This is a genomic window from Achromobacter sp. B7, assembly GCF_003600685.1.
GTDB lineage: Bacteria > Pseudomonadota > Gammaproteobacteria > Burkholderiales > Burkholderiaceae_B > Achromobacter > Achromobacter spanius_B.
This window is the reverse complement of the sequence record NZ_CP032084.1, coordinates 4284376-4307337: the sequence shown is the minus strand read 5'-3', so window position 1 is coordinate 4307337 and position 22962 is coordinate 4284376. Positions and strand designations below refer to the sequence as shown.

Here is a 22962-nt window from a genome sequence, read left to right as displayed (position 1 = left end):
GGGCGGTCGCGACGCGGCCGCCCTTTATGCTATGGACACCCCGGCAAGCGCGCCCATGTGCGCGGCCGGGATTTACGCCGTTGATGAAGGACGGCACGACGGAGACATGATGACCGATACGATGCACCTGGGAAAAGAAGAACTGATCGCGCGTGCGCAAGCCGAGATGCAGCGCCAGTTCGATACGCCGCAATGGAGCTTGCGCGAACGGCTGGCGCTGACGTGCCGCATCTTGTTCGATGGCGGCCACGATTCCGGGCTGGCGGGGCAGATCACCGCGCGTACGCCCGAAGCGGGGCGCTATTACACGCAGCGGCTGGGCCTGGGCTTTGATGAAATCACGGCCAGCAATCTGTTGGTGGTGGATGAAGATTTGCGTGTGCAAGAGGGCGGCGGCATGCCCAACCCGGCCAACCGTTTTCATTCGTGGATCTATCGCGCGCGCCCCGATGTGAATTGCATTATCCACACGCACCCCTTGCACGTGGCGTCGCTGTCGATGCTGGAGGTGCCGCTGGAGGTGTCGCACATGGACAACTGCACGCTGTACGACGATGTGGCTTTTCTGAAGGACTGGCCGGGCGTGCCGGTGGGCAATGAAGAAGGCGAGATCATCTCGGCGGCGCTGGCCGACAAGCGGGCGATTCTGTTGTCGCACCACGGTATGTTGATTGCGGCCGGGTCGGTGGAAGAGGCCTGCGTGCTGGCCTTGCAGTTCGAACGCGCGGCGCGCATGCAGTTGCTGGCGATGTCGGCGGGCAAGATCCAGCCTATTCCGCCCGCGCTGGGACGCGAAGCGCATGACTGGATCCTGACGCCCAAGCGGTCGCAGGTGGGGTTTTCGTATTACGCCCGCCGGGCGCTGCGCGCGCATCCGGACGTGTTGTCGTAGCCCGAGGCAGCGGGCGGCCGGATAGGAGACCGGACAGGGGACCGGTTAGGGCACCGGACAGGCGAGCAGGATGCGGCGCGGATCGGGCAGTCAGGGCGGGCAGGGCGGCTCGACGGCGGCGCTGGTTTCGGGCATTCTTACCGGTCCGATTTTCCACCCCCCGCCATGATCGACCTGCCCCCCCGCCTTCGCACCCTGCGCCGCCAGCAAGCGCTTTCCCTGGAACAGCTGGCGCAGCGCACCGGGCTGACCAAAAGCTACCTGTCCAAGCTGGAACGCGGCCTGAGCGAACCGTCGATTTCGACGGTGCTGCGCCTGGCTGAAGCCTATGGCGTAGGCGTATCGCAACTGGTCGGCGAAGACGGCGCCGCGCAAGACGAAGTGGTCAGCGTGGTGCGCGTGGGCGACCGCGAGGCGCTGCAACGCGGCGGGCCGGGCGTGCAATACCACTACGAATCACTGGCCGGGCGTCGCAAGGTCAAGGCGATGGAACCGTTTGTGGTGCATCCGCCGCGCGAATTTCCCGACGCGACGGCGGTGTTCCCGCATCCGGGCGAAGAATTCCTGCTGGTGCTCAAAGGCGCCGTCGAAGTGCAGGTGGGCGAACGCCAATTCCGCCTGGAAACCGGTGATTCCGTTTACTTTGATTCCGAACTGCCGCACCGCATGCGCACGGTCAGCCGCGCCATGGCCGAGGTGTTGGTGGTGGCGGCGCACTGAACCCAAGACAACTTTGCATAGGTAAGCCATGAAGCACGATTCATCGCGGCTAGTCCGCATCGACGCAGGCCCGATGAAGAATCCGGTGCCCGGCAAGCCCCGCCGCCCGATCTCGGGCGATGCGGCCTTTCAGACCGTCACCGCCTTTGAAGGCAACGCCGGTAAGGCGGAAGCGGGCGTATGGGAAAGCACCGCCGGGGTGTTCCAGGCGAACACGACGGGCTATATCGAATTTGGCACCATCGTGGAAGGCGCGGCGCGGCTGGTCGATCCGGACGGCACCGTGCACGAACTGACCGCGGGCGTAGCCTTCGTGATGCCCGAGGGGTATACGGGCCGCTGGGAAGTGGATCAGTTCGTCAAGAAAATCTATTTCATCTGCCGCACGGTGTAGCGCCGCGCGGGAGTGCGCCACAGTCACTTCGATTACGGCTGCGGCCGTTGCGGATAGGCTGACGTACCAAACGTGTTGCCCATGCGGTTGCCGATGGTGGCGGGCGTGGGCAGGCCCATCTGGTTGGGCGGGCGTTGCGTGATGGCCTCGGACGCCAGCCCCGGCGACGGCCGGTTAGCCGTTGTGTCCGGCGCCATCTTCTGGCTCAGGCAGTCGTAGGACAGGGCCCGGTAGCCGTTGACCTCGGTCTCGATGCACGCGCCACTTGACCGGGCCGAAGCCGGTGGCAGGGCCGACTGCGCCGGTTTCTGCTCCTCTACGGTCCGCGCCTCCACGGTCTGCGCCATGGCGCCCGCGCCCACAAGCCCCAACGCGCCAACCACGCCCAGCGCGCCGCCGCCCATCACGACGACCTCCAGCCACAGGCCCCTGGCCCCCCGCACCTTGCGCATGCGCGCTCCCTTGAACGGTCCGGCCAAACGTGGCCGACGCAATCCAAAAAGTATAGAGACCGCCCGCACCCCGTAGGTGACCGTTGCGTGGCGGCGGCGCGCGCCGCGCGCGTCAAGTGTCACGAATGCGTCATTCAGCCGCTCTAGCATGGCGGCTTTTCCAGGCGCGGGCGCTGATGGCGTTCTCTGTTGCGGCCATGTCAGGCACTTTTCCCTTGCGGTCACGTTTATGAAGAGCGTCTTCAAGGGCCGTGGCGTGGCCTTGCGCGCGTGTCTGGCCTGGGGCCTGCTGGCGTTGTCGCCGACTGGGCATGCCGCGGCACCCCCCGCCAAGCCCATGCGCTTCGAGATTGCCGCGCAGCCCCTGGCGCAGGCGTTGGTGGAATACAGCCTGGCCAGCGGGCTGACCGTGTTGGTGGACAGCACCTTGACGGCGGGCAGGCAGGCGCCCGCGGTGGTGGGCGCCTACACGCCCAGCGAAGCGTTGCGCCGGCTGCTGGCCGGCTCGCCGCTATCGATTCGCTATGCCAGCGCGCGGTCTTTCACGCTGGTCGCCAAGGACGAGGACACGGCGGCAGGCGCCGGCGCGGCGGGCAAGCGCCTGCGCGACACGCCTTACGCCGCCGTGGTGCAGACGGCGTTGAAACGCGCCCTGTGCGCGGCGGCGGCCACGCAGCCGGGCAACTACCGCGCGCTGGTGCAATTGTGGTTCGACAAGGCCTGGCGCGTCAGCCGGGTTGGGTGGGTGTCGTCAACGGGGCAAGCCGGCCTGGACGGACGCCTGGAAGCGGCGTTGCGCGGAGCAGTGATTGGTCCGCTGCCGGCAGGGATGCCGCAGCCGTTGACGGTGCTGCTGACGCCGCGCAGTGCGGCGCAATGCGATGCGGACAGGGGAGCCGGCAGTGCGGGATAACAAACCGGACGGCTCGTTGCGGGCGTTGTTTCTGGAACGCTACAACGACTTTCGCAGTCAGCTGCGTCGACGACTGGGTTCGGACGACCTGGCGCACGACGCCATGCAGGAAGCGTTTTTGAAGGTGAACGACCTGCCCGCCAGTTCGTCCATCCAGCAACCGGCCGCCTATCTTTTTCGCGTGGCGCTGAACATCGCGGAAGACCAGCGTCGCCGCGACTCCCGCCTACTGACGGGCGTTGAAATCAGTGAATTGATCCACCTGGCGGACGAGGCCGCAGACCCGGCCCGCATCGCGCAAGGCCGCAACCAGATCGATGCGTTCCAGCGTGCGCTGAAGAAACTGCCCGAACGGACGCAGCAGATGGTGCTGGCCGCGCGCGTGCAAGAGCTGCCGCATGCGGAAATTGCACGGCGCTATGGCGTGTCCGAGCGCATCGTGTCCAAGGAACTGAAGCGCGCGCTGGAACATTGCGCGCAAGAACTCCTTGCGGCCGGGCAGGCGACGGGCAACGGAACGAGCCACCCGGGCGTCCCCTCCCGCGAAGCGTGCCGGGACGAAACACCATGGCGTTGACGATGAGCATGCCCCGACGGAACAAGCAGGAAGACGCCGCTACCGTACAGGCGCGCGAGTGGCTATTGGCGCTGACCTCGGGCCGCGCCACCGAAGACGACGCGCAGGCGTTTCGCGATTGGTTGCGTGCAGACAGCCGACACCCCGCCGCGTTCGCCGCCCAGAAGCAGCTGTGGCAAGGCATGGGCCACGCCATTCAGGGCGTGGTTGCCGACCGCGCGAGCCGCCGTGCGCAGCGGCCGGCATTGAACGGTCGCCGCGCGTTCCTGGGCGGCGCGCTGGCGGCGTCAGCGGCGTATCTGGCGTTCAAGCCCCCGCTGGGCTTGTGGCCCGGCGTGGACACGCTGGGCGCGGACTACCGCACGGCGGCGGGCGAACAGCGCCGCGTGGCGCTGGGCCAGTCGGTGGACGTGGACATGAATACGCTGACGCGTCTTGACGTGGGCAACGACGCAAACGGTGCGGTGATCGAGCTGGCCGAAGGCGAAGCCGAGATACGCGCCGGTGCGACGCCTGCCGTGGTGGTCGCGGGCAAAGGCCGTATCACCGCGCGCGAAGCCACGTTCAACCTGCGCTATATCGACGGGCAGGCGCGGCTGTGCTGCCTGTCCGGCGCGTTGCGGCTGGTGCATGCCGAAGGCGTGTTCGATGTGGCGGCCAACCGCGAACTGCGCTATGACGATGCGCGCGTGATGCCGCCGGTGGCGGTGGACACGGCGGTCGTCACCGCGTGGCGTCAGGGCTGGCTGGTGTTCAACCAGCAGCCGCTGGCGCAGGTGGTGGATGAACTGAACCGCTATCGCCGGGGCCGGCTGGTGCTGATGAACGATCAACTGGGCAAGCGTCTGGTGCAAGCGCGGTTTTCGTTGGCGCAGGTGGCTGACGCCGAACGCCTGATCCGCGATGCGTATGGCGCGCGTGTGACACATCTGCCCGCTGGCGTGGTGTTGTTGTCATAAGCGCGTCGTAAAACGCCTGTCTGGATGAATTATTTGTGACAGCGTTCTGGTCTGCATTTTTCTATCCGTCTGTCTTGTTCTAAGTGAAGAACTCGCGCGATTGGAACAAGGGATGGCGATCATGCAGGCACGGATGTCGGACTCGGGTGGCAAGCGGAACATGGGGCGGGTGCCGGGGCGGCAGCGCCCGAACTGGCGTCCGACGCCACTGTCCCAGGCGGTCACCGCGCTGCTGATCGCAGGCAGCGCCAGCGGCGCGGCGCAGGCGCAGCAGCGCGCCTTCAGCCCCGGCTGGTTCTCGGACAAGAATGCCGTGCAGTCGACGGCGCAGCGCACCGGCCGCATGCCCGACGGCAGTATGGCGGGCATAGGCGCCGGCGCGCGCCAACAGGCGCAATCGCGCCAGCAGTTGCAGCGGTCGCTGGATAACCTGAACCGCTCGGCCGCCGCCGTCGCCGCGCAGCAAGCCGCGCAGGCGGCAGCGCGCGCGGCGGCCGCCGCCGGTGGCGCCGATGTGCCCGACGGCCTGGTCGAGGGCGGCTTGTGGGCCGCCACGGGGGACCTGGCCAAATGGGAAGGCGCGAAAGCCGCGTCGCCCAGCGTGCAGAACGGCCGCCAGGTCGTCACCATCGAACAGACGCAATCGCGCGCCATCCTGAACTGGGACAGCTTTAACGTCGGGCGCAACACGACGCTGCAATTCAAGCAGGGCGCGGACGACGCGGTGCTGAACCGGGTGGTGGGCGCGGCGGCCAAGCCCAGCCAGATCCAGGGCGCGATCAAGGCCGACGGCACCGTGATGGTGGTGAACCAGAACGGCGTGATCTTCACCGGCACCAGCCAGGTCAACGCGCGCAACGTGGTGGCCGCCGCCGGCGCGATCACCGACGCGCAGTTTCGTGACAAGGGGGTGTACGCCGACAACGGCGCGCAGCCGACCTTTACCGACGCGCACGGCAATATCGACGTGCAGGCCGGTGCGTTGATCGGCACGGCGGCGCCGGCCACGTCCACGGCGGGCGGCGGCTATGTGCTGCTGCTGGGCAAGGAAGTAAACAACGCGGGCACGATCAAAACGCCGTCCGGGCAAGCCGCGCTGGCGGCGGGCGACAACTTCGTCATCAAGCGCGGCCAGGGCACGTCCGGCAATCTGCTGTCCACCACCAAGGGCAACGAAGTCACGCCCACCGGCACGCCGGGCCGCGTTGCCAACACGGGCCTGATCCAGGCCGCCGTGGGCGACGTGACGATGACGGGCGGCGACGTCGTGCAAAGCGGCGTGGTGCTGTCCAGCACGTCGGTCGATACGCGCGGCACGGTCCACCTGAACGGGGTGGGCGAGGCCGGCAAGATCACCCTGGCTGAATCTGGCACCACGGCCATCCTGCTGGACCGCAGCGGCGCACTGGCGCTGGACAGCCAGCGCGACGGCCTGCGCGTGCCGGTCACCCCGGCAACCGATGCGACAGTAGTGGCGGCGGGCGCGGACCGGCGCGAGTTGTCCCGCGTGGAAATCAACAGTTCCGGCACGGTGGACTTTGCCACCGGGTCGATCACGCTGGCCACGGGCGGGCAGATCGCCGTGCAGGCCACGCAGCGCGCGCTGGTGCGCGAGGGCGCGATTCTGGACGTGGCGGGCGCCGTGGGCGTGCCCGTGGCGATGGAGAACAACAGCGTCAAGATCAACGTCCAGGGCAATGAGCAGCGCGACGCGCCGATCAACCGCGATAGCGGCAAGCTGAACAACAACGACATCTGGGTAGATGCGCGCGACCTGGTGCTGGTGCCAGCCGGCACCAACGGCTACGCCACCGACCGCTGGTACACGGCGGGCGGCCTGTTGGAGGTGAGCGGGTATCTGGGCACGCAGGGCCATGCGGTCAACGAATGGATGGCGCAGGGCGGCAACGTGGAATTCACGGGCGGCGACGTCGTGATGCGGGCCGGTTCGCAAATCAACGTGTCGGGCGGCACGCTGGACGTGCAGGACGGCAAGATCCGGCAGACCTGGCTGCGCGGGGCGGACGGCCGGCTGTACGAGGTGTCGCGCGCGCCCGGCGACCTGGCCTATACCGGCCTGTACAAGGGCTATGAGGCCACGCACGAGCGCTGGGGCCAGACGCAGTATTTCTACAATCCGCTGATCGCGCCCAAGGAACGTTTCGAAAGCGGCTACACGGTGGGGCGCGACGCGGGCAGGCTGTTGATCGGCACCCGCAGCGCGGTGCTGGAAGGCGAGCTCGTTGGCCAGACCTATCAAGGCGAACGCCAGACCGCCGCCGCGCAAGCGGGGCTGGACGGCTATCAGCAATCGCAACGGGCGGCGGCGCGCGGTGCGCAGCTGGTGGTGGGCGCGTACACGCCTTACTACGACAAGCGCACGGGCGCGTTGCAATACGCGCTGGGCCTGTCGGAAAACACGATCCAGCACGTCAGCTTGTCGGATCAGGTGGCCGCGATTGCGGCGGGTCTGGATCTGGACACGGCGTTGCCGGACGACCGCGCGGGCACCCTGCAACTGGACACCGCGCAGCTGAACCGCGCGGGGCTGGGCGCCATCAAGATCGCCGCGCAGGACATCACCGTGCAGTCGGATCTGAAGGTGGGACCGGCCGGCGACATCACCTTGTTCGCGAACCAGGTGTCGGTGGATGCCACGCTGACGGCACGCGCCGGCAGCATCCGGCTGGGCAATGTGTTGAGCCAGATCTCGCCGTCGGGGGTGACCGATACGGTGGCAGGTGTGGCGGGCGCGGCGGGCGAGGGGGATGGGCCCCGCGTCGCGCTCAGCGCGCGCACGCGGCTGGACGCCACGGGCATGTGGACCAACCTGGCCCTGTCGCCCGAACAGACGGCCGCCATGCCGTACCTGAACGGCGGCTCGGTGTCCGTGCGCGGCAGCGGCGATATCCAGCTGGCGGCGGGCAGCGTCATCGACGTCAGCTCTGGCGCGGTGTTGCGGCCCAAGAACAAGGTGACGGGCGGCAAGGGCGGCAACACGACCATAGACGCGGTGGCGGCCGGCGACGGCTCCGTGGGCGAGGTGACCCTGGGCGCGCAATTGCGCGGCTACGGCGTGGAAGGCGGCGGCACGCTGAAACTGGTGGCGGGCAAGATCGTGTTGGGCGATGGCCCGGCAGCGGTGCAGCCCTCCGTGCCGGGTGCTGTGCCGGATGCGTCCGGCACAGCACCCGGGGGCGCGGCAGCCGTGGCTGTCGGCGCCGACCCCTTGGCGTCCGCCGAGGCCACGCTGACCCTGGCCGCGCCGTTCTTCCAGCAGGGCTATTCGCGTTACGAGATTACCGGCAGCCAGGGCCTGACCGTGGCTGACGATGCGCGCGTGGATGTGCTGATGCCCGTCTATCGCCCCGTGTCGGGCGCGCAAGGCGTGCCCACCGGCACGGACCCGGCAGCGGTGTTGGACACGTGGCTGCCGCCCGTCTATCAACATGATCCCGTGGCGGGCACGGCAACGCGGCGGCGCGGCGCCAGCCTGCTGCTGCAAAGCGGTCGCAGCGTGGCGACCGCGGGCGCCGACAAGCTGGTCGAACTGAACATCGGCCGGGGCGCGCGCATCAACGTGGACCCGGGCCAGAGCATCGAACTGCTGGGCGCCGGGCAGATCACGGTCGCGGGCGCGCTGACGGCCGCCGGCGGCAAGATCGATATTCGACAACTGCGCGTGGGCACGCTGGACGTGGCCGAGTCCTTCGACACCGCCGATGGCGAACTGCACAACCGCTCGATCTGGATCGGCGAACAGGCGGTGCTGGACGTGGCCGGGCGCGCGGAAAGTGGCATCGACGCGCAGGGCCGCCGCTATGGCGTGGCGGACTCGGGCGGCGTCATCGTGATCGGCGGCGAGATCAATCATGACCGCGCCACGGCGACGTCGGCCGACGCCTACGTGATTGTGCGCCCCGGCGCGGTGCTGAACGCGTCGGGCGCGGGCACGGTGGTGGACGTGAACGGCGTGGGCGCGGTGCCACTGAACGGCGACGGTGGCCGCATCTCGCTCAGTTCCTACAACGGCCTGCATCTGGACGGCACGTTCATCGCACGGGCGGGCGGCGCCAACGCATCGGGCGGCACGCTGGATATCGCGCTGGAAACCCCGCTGTACCGCATTGCGGGCGACAACGTTTCAAGCATTGACGTGCAAGTGCCGCGCGAGCTGGTGCTGGGCGCGACCGCTCACGGCCAGGGCCTGCGCGCCGACCTGAAACCGGGCGAGGCCGAAGAGGGCCTGCGTTATGGCCAGACCCGCCTGGACACCACGCGCTTATTGGCAGGCGGAGGCTTCGATCATCTGGGGCTGCTGTCCAACGGCCTCATGTCCTTTGACGGCGACGTCAACATCCAGACGGCGCAAAGCCTGCGCCTGTATGCCGGCGCGTTCTCGGTGGCGCCGCAAGCCGCCGCAACAGCCGCCGCAACAGTCGCCGCCCAAACGCGCGTGAACCTGGCTTCGTCGTATGTGCGGCTGTCCGGCCTGGGCAAGTATGCGGCCACCAATGGCGTGCTGCGTCCGCGCGTGTTGTTCGCCGATGCGGCAGAGGTGGGCGAAGGCGCCTTCACCGTGCGCGCCGGCAATCTGCTGGAAGTGGGCAACAGCTTGTCCTTCGGCACGCAGGGCTCGATCGTGCGCGGCGTGGGCGGTGCGCTGCCGGTGGCGCGCGCGGGCTTTGATCGCGTGACGCTGGACAGCGCGGGCGACCTGCGCTTTCTGGCCAACAACGACAACGAACCGCGCACGCGACTGTGGACACGTGGCGATCTGGCATTGATTGCCGCGCAGGTCTATCCCGCCACCGGCGCCGAGGCCGAAGTGCTGGCCGGCTACACGCGGCGCGAGGACGGCACGCAGGGGTTCGACCCCGATCGCCGCCTGACCGTGGCGCGTCACGATGCCGCGACGGCTGCGTTGCCGCCCATTCCGTATTCGGCGTTCGGCTCATTGCGCCTGGCGGCCGCCACCGTAGAGCAGGGCGGCGTCATCCGCGCGCCGCTGGGCGCCATTGTGCTCGGCGACCTGAGCGAACGGATGGGCACGCAACGCCTGAGCCTGCTGCCCGGCAGCGTGACCTCGGTCAGCGGCGCCGGCTTGTTGATGCCTTATGGCGGCACGACGGACGGCGTGTCGTATCAGTTCAAGGGCGCGCCGGTGTCCTTGGTGGGCGTGGGGGGCGCAGCCGGCATCGGCGACCAGGCCGCGCTGCGCACCGGCGTTACCCTGGCATTCCAGGACGTGGATGCGCTGCCGGGCTCGGTGCTGGACCTGTCCGGTGGCGGCGAGTTGACCGGCGCGGGCTTTGTGTCTGGCCGGGGCGGTTCCACCGATGCGCGCTACGCGCCGCTGGTGCGCAACCAGCCCGACGGCGGCTTTACGTTGCCCGGCCTGGCCGCCAACCCGGTGTACGCCATCGTGCCCGGCGCGCAGGCGCCCGTGGCCCCGGTGGGCGGCGAGGCCGGCGCGTCCACGCCCGGCGTGGGCCGGCAGATCACGTTGGGCGCGGGCGTGCCCGGCTTGCCGGCCGGCACCTACACCTTGCTGCCGTCCACCTATGCCTTGCTGCCCGGCGCATTCCGCGTCGAGATCAACGGCGCGGCCACGGCGGGCGCGGCGGTGACGCCCATGCGGATGCGCAACCAGTCCTGGGCCGCAAGCGGGTCCTTGTCGACCGCCGGCACACAGGTGGCGAACAGCCTGGCCAGCGCGGTCATCCTGACGCCGGCGAACGTGCTGCGGACCCTGTCGCAATACAACGAGATGAGCTACGCCAGCTTTGTGGCGGCGGACGCCGTGACGCGCGGCGTGCCACGCGCGATGCTGCCCGCCGACGCACGCACCCTGCGCTTGGCGCTGCATCCCGGTTCGTCCGACGGGCAGGCGTTCAGTTTTGAAGGCCAGGCCAATTTCAAGGCTGCGCAAGGTGGCTTCGGTGGCGCCGTGGCGGTGAACGGCGGCAGCACCGCGGTGGAGATCCTGGCCCCGGGCCAGGCGCCCACGGCAGGCTTCGCGGGCACGTCGGTGGGCGCCGATGCGCTGACGGCGCTGGGCGCCAGCCGCCTGGTCGTCGGTGCGATGCCGGTGGTGTCCTACGGGCAGGGCGGGCGCTTTTATACCTTCCAGCAGTCCGCCCGCGAAGTGGTGCTGCGCACCGGCGCGCAGCTGACCGCGCCCGAAGTGCTGCTCTCGGCGAACACCATCGAGCTTGAAGCCGGCGCCGGGATATCGACGCTGGGCCGGGGCGCGCCGTCCGTGGATTCCACCAGCGGCTACGCCTTTCAACCGGGCAGCGCCAGCCTGCTGGCCGTGTCCAATGGCCGCCTTGACGTGCTGGCGCCCGACGCGCTGGCCACCGGCGCCATCCGCATCGGCACATGCGCCACCACGGCGTGCAGCGAGGTGACGCGCCTGTATTCCGAAGGCACCATCGCCGCCGCCACCAACGGCGCCTTCGACCTGGGCGAGCAGGTGCGCTACGGCACCCGCAACCTGTCCTTGGCGGTTGGCGCCGTCAATGTCGGCACGGCGCAAACGCTGGCGCAGGCGGCGGCGCAGGGCATCCTGCCCAGCGGCCTGACGCTGAACCAGGACATCCTGGCCCGCTTGCTGCGCGGCGACACCAGCATGGGCGCGCCCGCGCTGGAAGTGTTGACGCTGACCGCGCGCGACGCGATGAACTTCTACGGCACCGTCGCGCTGGACACGCGCGACCCGGTCACCGGTAAATACAGCCTGGCGACCTTGGCGCTGGGCACCCCGGCCATCTACGGGTTTGGCGACGCGGGCGACGAGGCGGGCATCCGCACCCAGAACCTGATCTGGAACGGCGCAACCCAAGCGCCCGGCGCAGTGGTGGCCGGCGGCGCGGGCACGGGCAAGGGCGTGCTGCGCATCGACGCCGAGCGCATCGAATTCGGCTATGGCCAGGGCGCGCAGCCCAGCGGCCAGGAAGACAATGCGCGTCTGGCGCTGGGCTTTGCCAGCGTCAACCTGAACGCCAGCGACCGGATCACGGCAAACCATCGCGGCAGCTTGTCCGTGTATGAATCGCAGGGCGCATTCGACAGCAGCACCGGCCGCTACGCGTACCGCGGCGGCAACCTGAACCTGAACACGCCGCTGTTGACCGGGGGCGCGGGTTCGGTGAACCAGATGCTGGCGGGCGGCGACGTCCGCCTGTCCGGCGCCGGCGCCGGGCCGGTGGCGGCCGTGCAGGACCTGGGCGCGCAAGTCGGCCTGTCCGGCGCCACGGTGCAGGTCGACGGCCGTATCGTGTTGCCCAGCGGCAAGCTCACGTTGCAAGGCCGCGACGGCGTGTTGCTGACCGGGGCGTCGCAAATCGACGTGTCCGGCCGGGCCATCGCGTTCAACGACGTGCTGCGCTACAGCTGGGGCGGCGATGTGATTCTGGAAAGCGCGCAGGGCGGCATCCGGCAAGCGGGCGGCGCGCTGATCGACCTGTCGGCGCAACAGAACAACGCGGGCACGCTGCGGGCCGATGCGCTGGCGGCGTCGGCCGGTGTGGTCGACCTGCAAGGCCGCATCCTGGGCGCCAGCTCGGGGCATTACGATGCCGGCGGTACCGCCGTGCCGTATCGCGCGGGCAGCATCGACGTGCGCGCCCAGCATCTGGGCACGGCGGCCACGCTCAGCACGGATTTCGATGCGCTTAACCAGCGCCTGAACGAGGGCGGCGTCTTCGGCGCGCGCAGTTTCCAGCTCAAGCAAGGCAGCCTGACGCTGGGCAACACGCTGCGCGCCAATGACATCAATCTGTCGATCGACAGCGGCAGTCTGACGGTGGCCGGCGTGGTGGATGCCAGCGGCGAACGCGTGGGCCGCATCCGCCTGGCCGCGCGCGACGGGCTGACCCTGGCGTCCAACGCCGTGCTGGACACGCACGGCACCGTGTTGCGCGTGGACAGCTACGGCAAGATCATCGACGCGCCCAACCGCGCGGTGGTCGAACTGAACGCCGGGCGCGGCGTGTTGACGCTGGCCAGCGGCGCGCGCATCGACCTGCGCCACGGCACCGCCGCCACGGCAGGTACCGGCGCGGGTCAGCACGATGGGGCCTCGCGGGGCACGCTGGACTTGCTGGCGCCGCGTATCGACGCGTCGGGCAACGCGGGCGTCAATGGCGGCGCGGCGGCCACGGCCGGCGACATCGCTATCGACGCGCGTGGGCCGCTGACCATCGACGGCGCCAAATCCATTTCGCTGGCGGCCATGCAGCGCTATGACGACGCGCGCGTTGGCGACCCGGCCGACCGCGCCAACGGACGCAGCCATCAGATCATTGACCAGGCCTATCTGGACACGCTGCATGGCGACAGCGCAACGTTCATCGGCAACGCACTGGCAAACGGCAATCTGCTGAACGCCAAGCTTGCAGGCTTGAACAACGCCACCTACCGCGACGTGTTCCACCTGCGGCCGGGCGTAGAAATCGTCAGCAAGACGGGCGATGGCGACCTGGTCGTGCAAGGCGACCTGGACCTGTCGGGCTATCGCTATGCCAGCCTGAACCCGCGTTCGGCCATGACGTCGGTGTACGGCTCGGGCGAGGCGGGCGCGCTGACCTTGCGCGCCAAGGGCAATCTGGACGTCTTCGGCAGCATCAACGACGGCTTCGCGCCGCCGGCAGCCACGCCCGACGACGAGCACGGCTGGATTCTGACGCCGGGCGCGCAGCCCTTCGGCGGCGATGTGGTGTTGCCGCGCGGCGGCGTCGTGCTTGCCGACGGCACCGAATTTCCCGGCGGCAAAACGCTGAACTACGCGCTGCCCTTGCAGCCGACGACGCTGGCCGCCGGCACGCGCCTGCCCGTTGAAGCGGCGCTGAACCAGCCGCTGTCCATCGCGGCGGGCACGGTGTTGTCCGGCGACGTGCGCGATGCGGCCGGGCAGCTGGTGTACGCGGCGGGCAGCATCCTGAAGCAGGCGGTGGACCTGCCGGTGGGCACGCGCCTGGGCGCGGGCACGCTGTTGACGGCGGGCACGGCCATGCAGGCGTTCACGTGGCCGGCCAATGTGGCCCTGCCCAACCTGTACACCACGCAAGGCTACGAGCCCAACGTGTTGTTGATGGCGGGCACGATCACGCTCAAACAAGGCGCGGTGATTCCGTCGCAGGCCAAGCTGGTGTTTCCGGATGGCGTGGACTATGTCGAATTGCGCCCCGGCACGACGGCCGACCAGCGGCGCAACTGGGCGCTGGCGCAGATGTTGCCCGCCGGGAGCCAGTCGTGGTCGGTGCGCCTGGTGGCCGGCGCGGACCTGGATGCGGCGGACCCGCTGCGCGTGCAACCCGGCCCTGGCGCCGGCAAGCTGAACCTGGCCGACAGCCACTACAACGTCACGCTGGCGATGGGCGCCGGCCTGGTGTGGGGCCCCGAGGCGGGCCCCTCCGGCTTCGAGCCCTATGCGCCGGTGCCGGAAGACCTGCTGTGGTTGTGCGACGCGATCGAAGGGCTGTGCCTGCCGCCGCCCCGCTGGGCCTGGGCGCCGGACAACACGTACGGTCAGCCCGCCGGGTCGCCGGTGTCGGACGAAGACCTGGAAAAGTGTGCGCGCTCGCCAGAGCAGTGCTATGAGAACAAGTCGTCGACGACGGTAACCGCGCACACGCAGAACTTCAGCGTGCTGCGCACCGGCACGGGCGACCTGGACCTGGCGGCCGGCGGTGACATCAGCCTGATGTCGGCTTACGGGGTCTACACGGCGGGCACGCAGTCCGCCGACGTGGCGCCCGCCTACCAGCTGCCGCGCGGCCGCTACGAAGCCACGGTGCTGGGCGATGCGCATTCCAGCACCTACGAACCCTTCGTATCGGAGGGCGGCACTTATCAAGCCTGGTATCCGGAACAAGGCGGCAACCTGGGCCTGTACACCGGCGGCGCCCTGCGCGGCGACGTGTGGGGCAAGACCACCGGTGGCCCCTTCGACGCGCGCGTGCTGGCGCCCAGCGTGGGCGTGGGCAACTGGTTGTGGCGGCAAGGCTCGGGCAGCGCCAACGGCGGCGATACGCCCACCGCGTGGTGGATCAACTTCGGCAGCTACGTCAAGGCGCCTTCCGACTTCAAGGACAACACGCCGCTGCTGGTGGGCTTCACGGGCTTTGGCGCGCTGGGCGGCGGCAACGTCAACCTGCGCGTGGACGGCGACGCCGGCAATATCGAATCGCGCGGGTCCGTCACCAACCCGCGCGGCCAGGGCTTGATCGTGGCGGTGGGCAGCACCGGGCGTGTCGCGGCCGATGGCGCCATCACGCTGACGGGCGGCGGCGACATCGACATCCGTGTGGGCGGCGGGCTTAACCCCACGCAGAGCGCACGCGGACGGGTCTCGTCCACCGCGGGCCCCACGCCGTACTACGGCGAACCCGCGCTCGACCTGCAAGGCGCGCTGATCAACCTGCGCGGCCACGCCGGGCTATCCAGCGGCGCGGTGGGCGGCCTGGATTTGCGGTACGGCAACGAAGTCAACCAGCAGGACGCCAAGGACAGCCGCGGCTACGACCCGTATGTCTCCACCCTGACCAGCGCCACGGGCGGGCTGGTGCTGATTCCCGGCGATTCGGTCATGCGCATCGATACGCGCGGTGACCTGGTGGTGGGCGGCGCCGGCGACCCCGGCCGCGTGGCGGTGCCCAACACCACGCCGTACCACCTGCTTGATGGCACCCTGCGCACCGGCGGCGGCACCAGCTGGTTCTCGATGTGGACCGAGAACACCGCCATCGAACTGTCCAGCGCGGGCGGCAACCTGACGCCCAGCCGGCAGACCTCGCACAGCGCGCAGGGGCTGTCGGTGCAGACCGGGCGCAATACGTCGCCGTCGGACGGACGCTATCTGTATCCGTCGATTCTTCGCGCCACGGCCTACGACGGCAGCGTGTATGCGGGCGTGTCGGCCGGCTACCTGAACAACGAGGCCTCGGGGCTGCCGTATTCGTTGACCCTGGCGCCGGGCGCGCGTGGCCAGCTGGAAGTGCTGGCCGGCAATTCCATCTACGCGGGCGGCTACGCCATCAACCGCTCGGGCGCCGACCCCGCCAGCGTGGCCAACGTGTTCGCGCCGGCCTTTGCGGGCTACCTGTCCGAAGCCAACTCCAATGTGGCCCTGGGCAACAAGGGCGTGGACGGCATCGACGGCGCCCGCGACACCCATTTCCCCTTGTTCTATTTCAATGCGCCGACGGCCGGCGCGGCGGGTTCCAATGCGGTGACGCGCTTTTACGCCCGCGATGGCGACATCGTGGGGCTGCGCACCGGCGAAGCACTCTCGGTCTTGCAGGGGCCGAATACCGGGCAGACGTGGTACGAGGCGTCGGGCCCGGTGTGGATGATGGCGGGCCGCGACATCGTGGCCTCGGGTACCGACACCGGCGTCAAGACCGATGTGCCCACGACCAACGGCATGAACTTTGGCGCCAGCTCGACGTCGGTGACCTCGGCGGGCAACCTGTTCCTGCACCGCGACGCGCTGGACGTATCGCGCGTGTCCGCCGGGCGCGACATCCTGTACAGCTCGTTCCAGGTGGCCGGCCCCGGCGTGCTTGAGGTATCGGCGGGGCGTCACGTGTTGATGGCGGATCGCGCGTCCATTACCAGCCTGGGGCCGGTGCTGTCGGGCGACCACCGGCTGGGCGCGTCCATCGCCGTGCAGGCGGGCGTGGGCGCCAAGGGGCCGGATTACGCGGGCTTTATCGACCGCTATCTGGACCCGGCCAAGGCCGCCGACCCCGGCCGCCCCTTGGTCGACCAGGGCCTGGCCTTCAAGACCTACGAGGCCGAACTGCTGCTGTGGTTGACGCAGCGTTATGGCTTTGCCGGCAGCACGGACGATGCGCGCGCGGTGTTCGCGGCGCTGCCTGCCGAGCAGCAACGCATCTTCGCGCGGCAGGTGTATTTTGCCGAGCTGCGTGCCGGGGGCCGCGAATACAACGACAAGAGCAGCCCGCGCAACGGCAGCTATCTGCGCGGTCGCCAGGCCATCGCCGCGTTGTTTTCCGACGCGACGCCCGGCGCGTATGACGGCGACATCACCTTGTACGGCGCGGCGGGCATCCGCAGCAGCTTCGGCGGCGACATCCAGTTGATGACGCCGGGCGGGCAGCAGGTGTTCGGCGTGGAAGGCGTGGCGCCGCCCGCCACGGCCGGCATCATCACGCAGGGCGAAGGCAACATCCAGCTGTATGCGCAAGGCAGCATCCTGCTGGGGCAAAGCCGCGTCATGACGACCTTTGGCGGCGGCATCACGGCGTGGTCGGCCGAAGGCGACATCAACGCGGGTCGCGGGTCCAAGACCACGGTGCTGTATTCGCCGCCCAAGCGCGAATATGACGCCGTGGGCAACGTGACCTTGTCGCCCAATGCGCCCAGCACCGGCGCGGGCATCGCCACGCTGGCGCCGCTGCCGGAAGTGCCGGCGGGCGACGTGGACCTGTACGCGCCGCTGGGCACGATCGACGCGGGCGAGGCCGGCATCCGCGTGTCGGGCAACGTCAACATCGCGGCCTTGCAGGTGGTGAACGCCGCCAACATCCAGGCCCAGGGCGACAGCGCGGGCGTGCCGGTGTCGGCGGCCGTCAATACCGGCGCGTTGTCATCGGCCAGCGCCGCGGCGACTTCGGCCGTCAATGCGGCCGAGGCCTCGGCGCAGCGTGCGCAAAACGAAGCGCGCCAGAATCAGCCGTCGGTCATCAATGTGCAGATCCTGGGCTATGGCGACGAGCCGGTGGCGGGCGCCGCCCCGACCGCGCCGCCGGCCGGGGCGGCATCGGCGGCGCCCAAGTACGACGCCGCCAGCGCCGTGCAGGTGCTGGGCGCGGGTGCGCTGAACGCCAGCGAAACCGGCGGCTTGAGCGCCGAGGAGAAAAGCCGCCTGACGATGTAGGGGGGTGCCTCCTGCATGCCCCAACCATGCCTGGTATGCGCGGCCGGTTTGCACCGGCCGCGTTTTTTTTTCGCCACGCCGCTTGCACTGCATTCGCCGTCATGTCGCGTGGCCAGAATCCCCGCGCAAGGCGGCGACCCCCGGCGACCGCGCACGCCGCGATTCTTTTTCATGAAGTTTTTCTTACAACGCGTCGTCCCGGGCCTGCCAGTACGTCTAGTAACAAGCAGAAGCCATGGACGCGCTGTTGCGGGCAAAAGCCGTAACGAAATTGTCGCGTAGCGCTGCACGGCAGCGGCCGGCACCGACCGGTTTTCACACAAGGAACTGAGTGCATCGTCATGCATGATTTCGAAAGTAGGGGTAGCGCGTTGCGCGCCATATTGCGCCGTGCGCCGCATGCGTTTGCCTTGGCCATTGCCATGAACGGCGCCCTGGCGCAGGACGCGCCCACGGGCGTAGAGCGCCGCGTCAACATCAACGAATACATCGTGCGCGGCAACACCGTGCTGCAAGCGCGCGACATCGAGCGCGCCGTCTATCCCTATCTTGGGCCTGACCGCACGCTGGCCGATATTGAATCGGCGCGCGAAGCCTTGCAGGCGATTTATCAGGAACAGGGCTACCAGTCCGTCTATGTGGACCTGCCCGAGCAGCAGGTGGCCGATGGCATCGTCTTCCTGCAAGTGTCCGAAACCAAGATCGGCCGCGTGCGTGTGGTGGGCGCGCAGCACTATTCGCCGCTGACCATTCGCGACGAGGTGCCCTCGTTGCAGGAAGGGCAGGTGCCCAACTTCAACCAGGCGCAGGCCGAGCTGACCGGGCTGAACAAGGGCGCCGGCCGTCAGGTGGTGCCGCTGGTCAAGGAAGGGCGCTTGCCGGGCACGATGGACGTGGACCTGAAGGTGGAAGACAAAAGCCCCTGGCATGCCAGCGTCGGCTTGAACAACGACTACAGCGCGGATACCTCGCGCCTGCGCAGCACGGCCTCGCTGGGCTATGACAACCTGTGGCAGTTGGGCCATTCCGTCAGCCTGACGTTCTTTACCGCGCCGCAGGATACGGACAACGCCAAGGTGTGGTCGGGTTCGTATTCGATGCCGCTGGCGCCGCGCTGGGCCTTGCAATTCTCCGGCTACAAAAGCGACAGCAACGTGGCCACCATCGGCGGCACCAACGTGCTGGGCAAGGGCTATTCGTTCGGCTTGTCGGCGATCTACACGATGGACCCGCAAGGCGACCGGAGCAATTCCCTGTCCCTCGGCCTGGACTACAAGAAGTTCGACGAGTCCACCCGCTTTGGCGCCAACGAAGACCAGATTCCCATCAAGTACCTGCCGTTCACGCTGGCCTACAACGGCTACCGCTACAGCGAGTCCTCGCAAAGCAGCCTGGGCTTGTCGCTGGTCGGCGCCAGCGGTTCCTTCTTCAACCAGGGCAGCGACTGGAAGGAATTCGACGACAAGCGCTATCAGGCCAACCCCAGCTTTGCCCTGGTGCGCGGCGACGGCACGCACTCGCAAAACCTGTTTGGCGACTGGCAGCTGGGCCTGCGCGGATCGTTCCAGCTGGCCTCCGGTGCATTGGTGTCCAACGAACAGTTCTCGGCGGGCGGCGCGACCAGCGTGCGCGGTTACCTGGCGGCCGAACGCACGGGTGACGACGGCATCCTGGCGTCGCTGGAATGGCGCACGCCGTCGCTGGCACGCTGGCTGGGCGCGAACGTCAACGAATGGCGCTTCTACGCTTTTGCCGACGCGGCCAGCCTGCGCTTGCGCGACCCGCTGCCTGAGCAGGATTCGCGCTATTCGCTGGCCAGCGTAGGCCTGGGCACGCGCCTGCAAATGATCGATTGGCTGTCGGGCTCGCTGGACTGGGGCTATCCGCTGAAAGACGGCCCCAATACCCGCAAACACGATCCCCGCCTGAACTTCAGCGTGCGCGCCAGCTTCTGAGCGCACGCCACTTTTCCATCCCGGAGTCTTACTCATGCAACGCCTATTGATGCTCCTGCTAACCGTGCTGGCCGGCGTCTTGCCGTCGGCCGCCAACGCCTGGTGGCAACCGGATTGGCAGTACCGCAAGCAAATCACCGTTGACAGCACCGCGCAGGGCCTGCCGCTGGGCGGCCCCGCCGCCCGCACGCCGCTGCTGGTGCGCCTGCATACGGGCAACTTCACCTTTGACGGCATCAACGAGAAGGGCGCCGACATCCGCTTCGTGGCGGCCGACGATCAGACCGTGCTGAACCACCAGCTGGAATCGTTCGACCCCTTGCTGGGCATGGCGCTGGTGTGGGTGGACGTGCCGGAACTTGCCGACGGCCAACGCCAGGACATCTGGATGTACTACGGCAACCAGAAGGCGCCCGCGTCCGCCAATGGGCAACTGAGCTTCGACCCGAACTACACGCTGGTCTATCACTTTGACGGCGCGGCCGGTGCGCCGCCGCGCGACACCACCGCCTACAGCAACCACGGCCAGACGCCGACGGGCGCAGCGGTCGACGGCGTGATTGGCCGCGCCGCGCAGTTCACGGGCAACGCGCCGCTGATGCTGCCCGCCAGCCCCTCGCTGGCCATCCCGGCCGCGGGCGCGTTCACGTTCAGCGCCTGGGTGCGCGCCGACCAACCGGCCGGCGAACAGCTGGTCTATGCGCGTCGCGATGCCGGCAACGCCTTGCTGATCGGCATCAACCAGGGCGTGCCGTTTGTGGAAGTGAACGGCCAGCGCAGCCAGCCCGGCCAGCCGCTGACGCCCGCCGCGTGGCAGCACCTTGCCGTGACGGCCGATGGCAGCCAGGTGCACCTGTACGTGAACGGCCGCGCCACCGCGTCGCTGGCCGCCAGCCTGCCGCCGCTGGCCACGCCTGCCGCGCTGGGGGGCGACGTGCCGATGCCGGCCGCCTCCGCTGCGTCGGCCACGTCGGCAACGCCTGCCACGCCGGCGACGAATTCGGCGAACTCCGCGAACGCCGCGAACGCGGCGAATACCGCCAGCGGTGCGGTCTCCGCCGACGCCGCCGCGCCCGCTGCCGCACCGCGTCCGGTGTACGCCCCGTTCGTGGGCGCCATGGACGAAGTGCGCCTGTCCAAGGTTGCGCGCCCCGCCGCGCTGATCCACGCCGACGCCGCCTCGCAAGGCGCCGAGTCGCGCCTGGTGGCTTACGGCGCGGATGAAGAGCAGTCGGGCTTCGGTTTCGGTGGCCTGGGCTTTCTGCTCAAGGCCGTGCCGATCGACGCCTGGATCATCATCGGCGTGCTGGTGCTGATGATGGTGCAGTCCTGGATCATCATGTTCAAGAAAAGCCGCAACGTGGCGCGCGTGGCCGCCGCCAACGAGGTGTTTCGCGACAGCTTCGCCACGGTCGGCCAACGGCTGGAATTGCTGGCCGATGACAACGCCTTGGCGCAACGCCTGGCGAACGCTTCGCTGTGGCGCTTGTACCGCGTAGCCATCAACGAAATCCGCACGCGCCGCGCGCAGGGCGCCGACACCACGTCGATTTCGGCCGCCACCATCGAAGCCATTCGCGCATCGATGGACGCCGTGCGCACCAAGGAAAACCTGGCGCTGGGTTCCAAGCTGGGTTCCTTGTCCAACGCCATCGCGGGCGGCCCCTACATCGGCCTGCTGGGCACGGTGCTGGGCATCATGGTCGTGTTCCTGGGCACGGCGATGGCGGGCGACGTGAACATCAACGCCATTGCCCCCGGCATGGCGGCCGCCTTGCTGGCCACCGCGATGGGCCTGTTCGTGGCCATCCCCGCGCTGTTTGGCTACAACCGCCTGGTGTCGCGCAACAAGGAAGTCAGCGCCGACATGCGCGTGTTCGTCGACGAATTCATCACGCGCCTGGCCGAAGTGCACGGCGAGACCCAGGCGCAGGAAGCGGCGCATCACACCGCCCCGCGCGCGCCTGCCCCCGGCCACCCCGCCATGCGCGAGGCGCAGCCCGCGCCCGCCCACGCGTAAGGAGCACAGCATGGCTTCCGTATCCACTTCCCAGGACGATGATGACGACGCGCCCGTCGACGGCATCAACATCACGCCGCTGGTCGATGTGCTGATGGTTGTGCTGGTCATGTTCATCCTGACCGCCACCGCGCAGATCGCCGGCATCAAGGTCAACCTGCCCAAGGCCAGTTCCACCATGGCGTTGTCGCAGCCCAAGACCAAGGCGATTTCCGTCAACGACGCCGGCCAGGTGTTCCTGGACGCCTACCCCGTCACCTTGCCCGAACTGGAAGACCGGCTGCGTACCGAGAAAGCACTGAACCCCGACTTCCCGGTGATTGTGCGCGGCGACGCCGCCGTGCAGTACCAGAAGGTGGTGGAAGTGCTGGACCTGCTGCGTCGCCTGGAGCTTGCGCAGGTCGGCCTGGTTACCGGCAAGCCGCAATAGGGCCGGGAACCACGTCATGTCGCAACACGCATCCGATCCCTTGCGCGGGCCGCATCCGGCGCGCCGCTGGCTGAAGCTGGCGGCCGTGGCGGTGGCGGCCGTCGTGGCGGCCTATGCGCTTTGGCGCTGGGCCAACGATATGTCCGGTGTCCGGCGCGATGCGCCCAAGGTCACCGCCATCATCCCGCTGCCCCCGCCGCCGCCACCGCCACCCGAACCCGAGAAGCCGCCCGAAACCGAGCCTCCCAAGGAAGAGCCCGTGGCCACGCCCGAGCCCGAGCCGCAGCCCACGCCCGAACCGCCCAAGCCGCAGGACGAGGCGCCGCCGCGTCCGGCCGACGACCTGGCCAACCCGATGCAGATCGACGGCGATGCGCAAGCCGGCAGCGACGCCTTCAACATCGGCGCGGGGCAGGGCAAGGGCATGTCGGGCGGCGGCGGTGGCCGCGCGGGCAATGCCACCTACAGCCAGTACCTGGCCTATGCGCTGCAAAAGATCCTGCGCGAAGACGAACGCACCCGCAACCTGACCTTCCGCCTGCAAGCCAACATCTGGCTGACGGCAGCCGGCCAGATCACCCGCGTGGAATTGACGCGCGGCAGCGGCGATGCCGACGTCGATGCGCGCGTGATCGCCGCCTTGCGCGCGGTGCCCGGGCTGGACGAGCGCCCGCCGGCCTCGGCCAACATGCCCATCCGCGCGTCGCTGACTGGCCGCCGCCCGTCTTGATGTCCCAAAT

12 protein-coding genes are annotated in these 22962 nt (G+C 68.8%); 11 read left to right on the top strand and 1 reads right to left on the bottom strand.

Annotated elements, in window-relative coordinates:
• The first annotated feature begins 109 nt into the window (after window positions 1–109).
• The 3 genes from DVB37_RS19410 (at window position 110) to DVB37_RS19400 (ending at window position 2006) form a co-directional block, all read left to right on the top strand.
• Window positions 110–892, top strand: a complete 783-nt coding sequence (locus tag DVB37_RS19410; protein ID WP_120156491.1) for an aldolase — start codon at window positions 110–112, stop codon at window positions 890–892.
• Window positions 893–1057: 165 nt separating this feature from the next.
• On the top strand, window positions 1058–1612 hold the full coding sequence (locus DVB37_RS19405; protein ID WP_120156490.1) for a helix-turn-helix domain-containing protein: 555 nt from the start codon (window positions 1058–1060) through the stop codon (window positions 1610–1612).
• 28 nt (window positions 1613–1640) lie between these two features.
• A complete protein-coding gene (locus tag DVB37_RS19400; protein WP_046804839.1) occupies window positions 1641–2006 on the top strand; it encodes a cupin domain-containing protein in 366 nt (121 codons plus the stop codon).
• Window positions 2007–2038: 32 nt separating this feature from the next.
• Here the strand turns inward: DVB37_RS19400 and DVB37_RS28755 are convergent, their stop codons facing one another.
• Entirely contained in the window at window positions 2039–2458 is a 420-nt protein-coding gene (locus tag DVB37_RS28755) for a hypothetical protein (RefSeq protein ID WP_240433937.1), read from the bottom strand.
• A 229-nt stretch (window positions 2459–2687) separates the two neighbouring features.
• On the opposite strand from DVB37_RS28755, the gene DVB37_RS19390 reads away from it, so the two are divergent.
• The 8 genes from DVB37_RS19390 (at window position 2688) to DVB37_RS19355 (ending at window position 22952) form a co-directional block, all read left to right on the top strand.
• Window positions 2688–3371: a secretin and TonB N-terminal domain-containing protein gene (locus DVB37_RS19390; RefSeq protein WP_240433936.1), complete on the top strand. Its 684-nt coding sequence runs from the start codon at window positions 2688–2690 to the stop codon at window positions 3369–3371.
• Window positions 3361–3948 carry an RNA polymerase sigma factor gene (locus DVB37_RS19385; RefSeq protein WP_082134478.1) on the top strand — a complete coding sequence of 196 codons (588 nt, stop codon included), beginning with the start codon at window positions 3361–3363 and terminating at the stop codon, window positions 3946–3948. The genes DVB37_RS19390 and DVB37_RS19385 overlap by 11 nt, the downstream gene beginning before the upstream one ends.
• 2 nt (window positions 3949–3950) lie before the next feature.
• Window positions 3951–4907, top strand: coding sequence for a FecR domain-containing protein (locus DVB37_RS19380; protein WP_240433935.1), 957 nt, complete (start codon window positions 3951–3953; stop codon window positions 4905–4907).
• A gap of 112 nt (window positions 4908–5019) precedes the next feature.
• A complete protein-coding gene (locus tag DVB37_RS19375; RefSeq protein WP_120156487.1) occupies window positions 5020–17817 on the top strand; it encodes a filamentous haemagglutinin family protein in 12798 nt (4265 codons plus the stop codon).
• A 341-nt stretch (window positions 17818–18158) separates the two neighbouring features.
• A complete protein-coding gene (locus tag DVB37_RS19370) occupies window positions 18159–19772 on the top strand; it encodes a ShlB/FhaC/HecB family hemolysin secretion/activation protein (protein ID WP_120156486.1) in 1614 nt (537 codons plus the stop codon).
• A gap of 34 nt (window positions 19773–19806) precedes the next feature.
• Complete coding sequence (locus tag DVB37_RS19365) at window positions 19807–21792, top strand: DUF2341 domain-containing protein (RefSeq protein WP_120156485.1); 1986 nt, start codon at window positions 19807–19809, stop codon at window positions 21790–21792.
• Between the two features lie 10 nt (window positions 21793–21802).
• Window positions 21803–22222 carry a biopolymer transporter ExbD gene (locus tag DVB37_RS19360; RefSeq protein ID WP_046804844.1) on the top strand — a complete coding sequence of 140 codons (420 nt, stop codon included), beginning with the start codon at window positions 21803–21805 and terminating at the stop codon, window positions 22220–22222.
• Between the two features lie 16 nt (window positions 22223–22238).
• Window positions 22239–22952 (top strand): TonB C-terminal domain-containing protein, encoded by a 714-nt coding sequence (locus DVB37_RS19355; RefSeq protein ID WP_046804845.1) that lies wholly within the window; start codon window positions 22239–22241, stop codon window positions 22950–22952.
• The last annotated feature ends 10 nt before the right edge of the window (window positions 22953–22962 follow it).

Bases quoted from the DNA above. Each gene is read 5' to 3' on its own strand.
- DVB37_RS19410 (WP_120156491.1), top strand. From the start codon at position 110: ATGACCGATACGATGCACCTGGGAAAAGAAGAACTGATCGCGCGTGCG.
- DVB37_RS19405 (WP_120156490.1), top strand. From the start codon at position 1,058: ATGATCGACCTGCCCCCCCGCCTTCGCACCCTGCGCCGCCAGCAAGCG.
- DVB37_RS19400 (WP_046804839.1), top strand. From the start codon at position 1,641: ATGAAGCACGATTCATCGCGGCTAGTCCGCATCGACGCAGGCCCGATG.
- DVB37_RS28755 (WP_240433937.1), bottom strand. From the start codon at position 2,458: ATGCGCAAGGTGCGGGGGGCCAGGGGCCTGTGGCTGGAGGTCGTCGTG.
- DVB37_RS19390 (WP_240433936.1), top strand. From the start codon at position 2,688: ATGAAGAGCGTCTTCAAGGGCCGTGGCGTGGCCTTGCGCGCGTGTCTG.
- DVB37_RS19380 (WP_240433935.1), top strand. From the start codon at position 3,951: ATGAGCATGCCCCGACGGAACAAGCAGGAAGACGCCGCTACCGTACAG.
- DVB37_RS19375 (WP_120156487.1), top strand. From the start codon at position 5,020: ATGGCGATCATGCAGGCACGGATGTCGGACTCGGGTGGCAAGCGGAAC.
- DVB37_RS19370 (WP_120156486.1), top strand. From the start codon at position 18,159: ATGCATGATTTCGAAAGTAGGGGTAGCGCGTTGCGCGCCATATTGCGC.
- DVB37_RS19365 (WP_120156485.1), top strand. From the start codon at position 19,807: ATGCAACGCCTATTGATGCTCCTGCTAACCGTGCTGGCCGGCGTCTTG.
- DVB37_RS19360 (WP_046804844.1), top strand. From the start codon at position 21,803: ATGGCTTCCGTATCCACTTCCCAGGACGATGATGACGACGCGCCCGTC.
- DVB37_RS19355 (WP_046804845.1), top strand. From the start codon at position 22,239: ATGTCGCAACACGCATCCGATCCCTTGCGCGGGCCGCATCCGGCGCGC.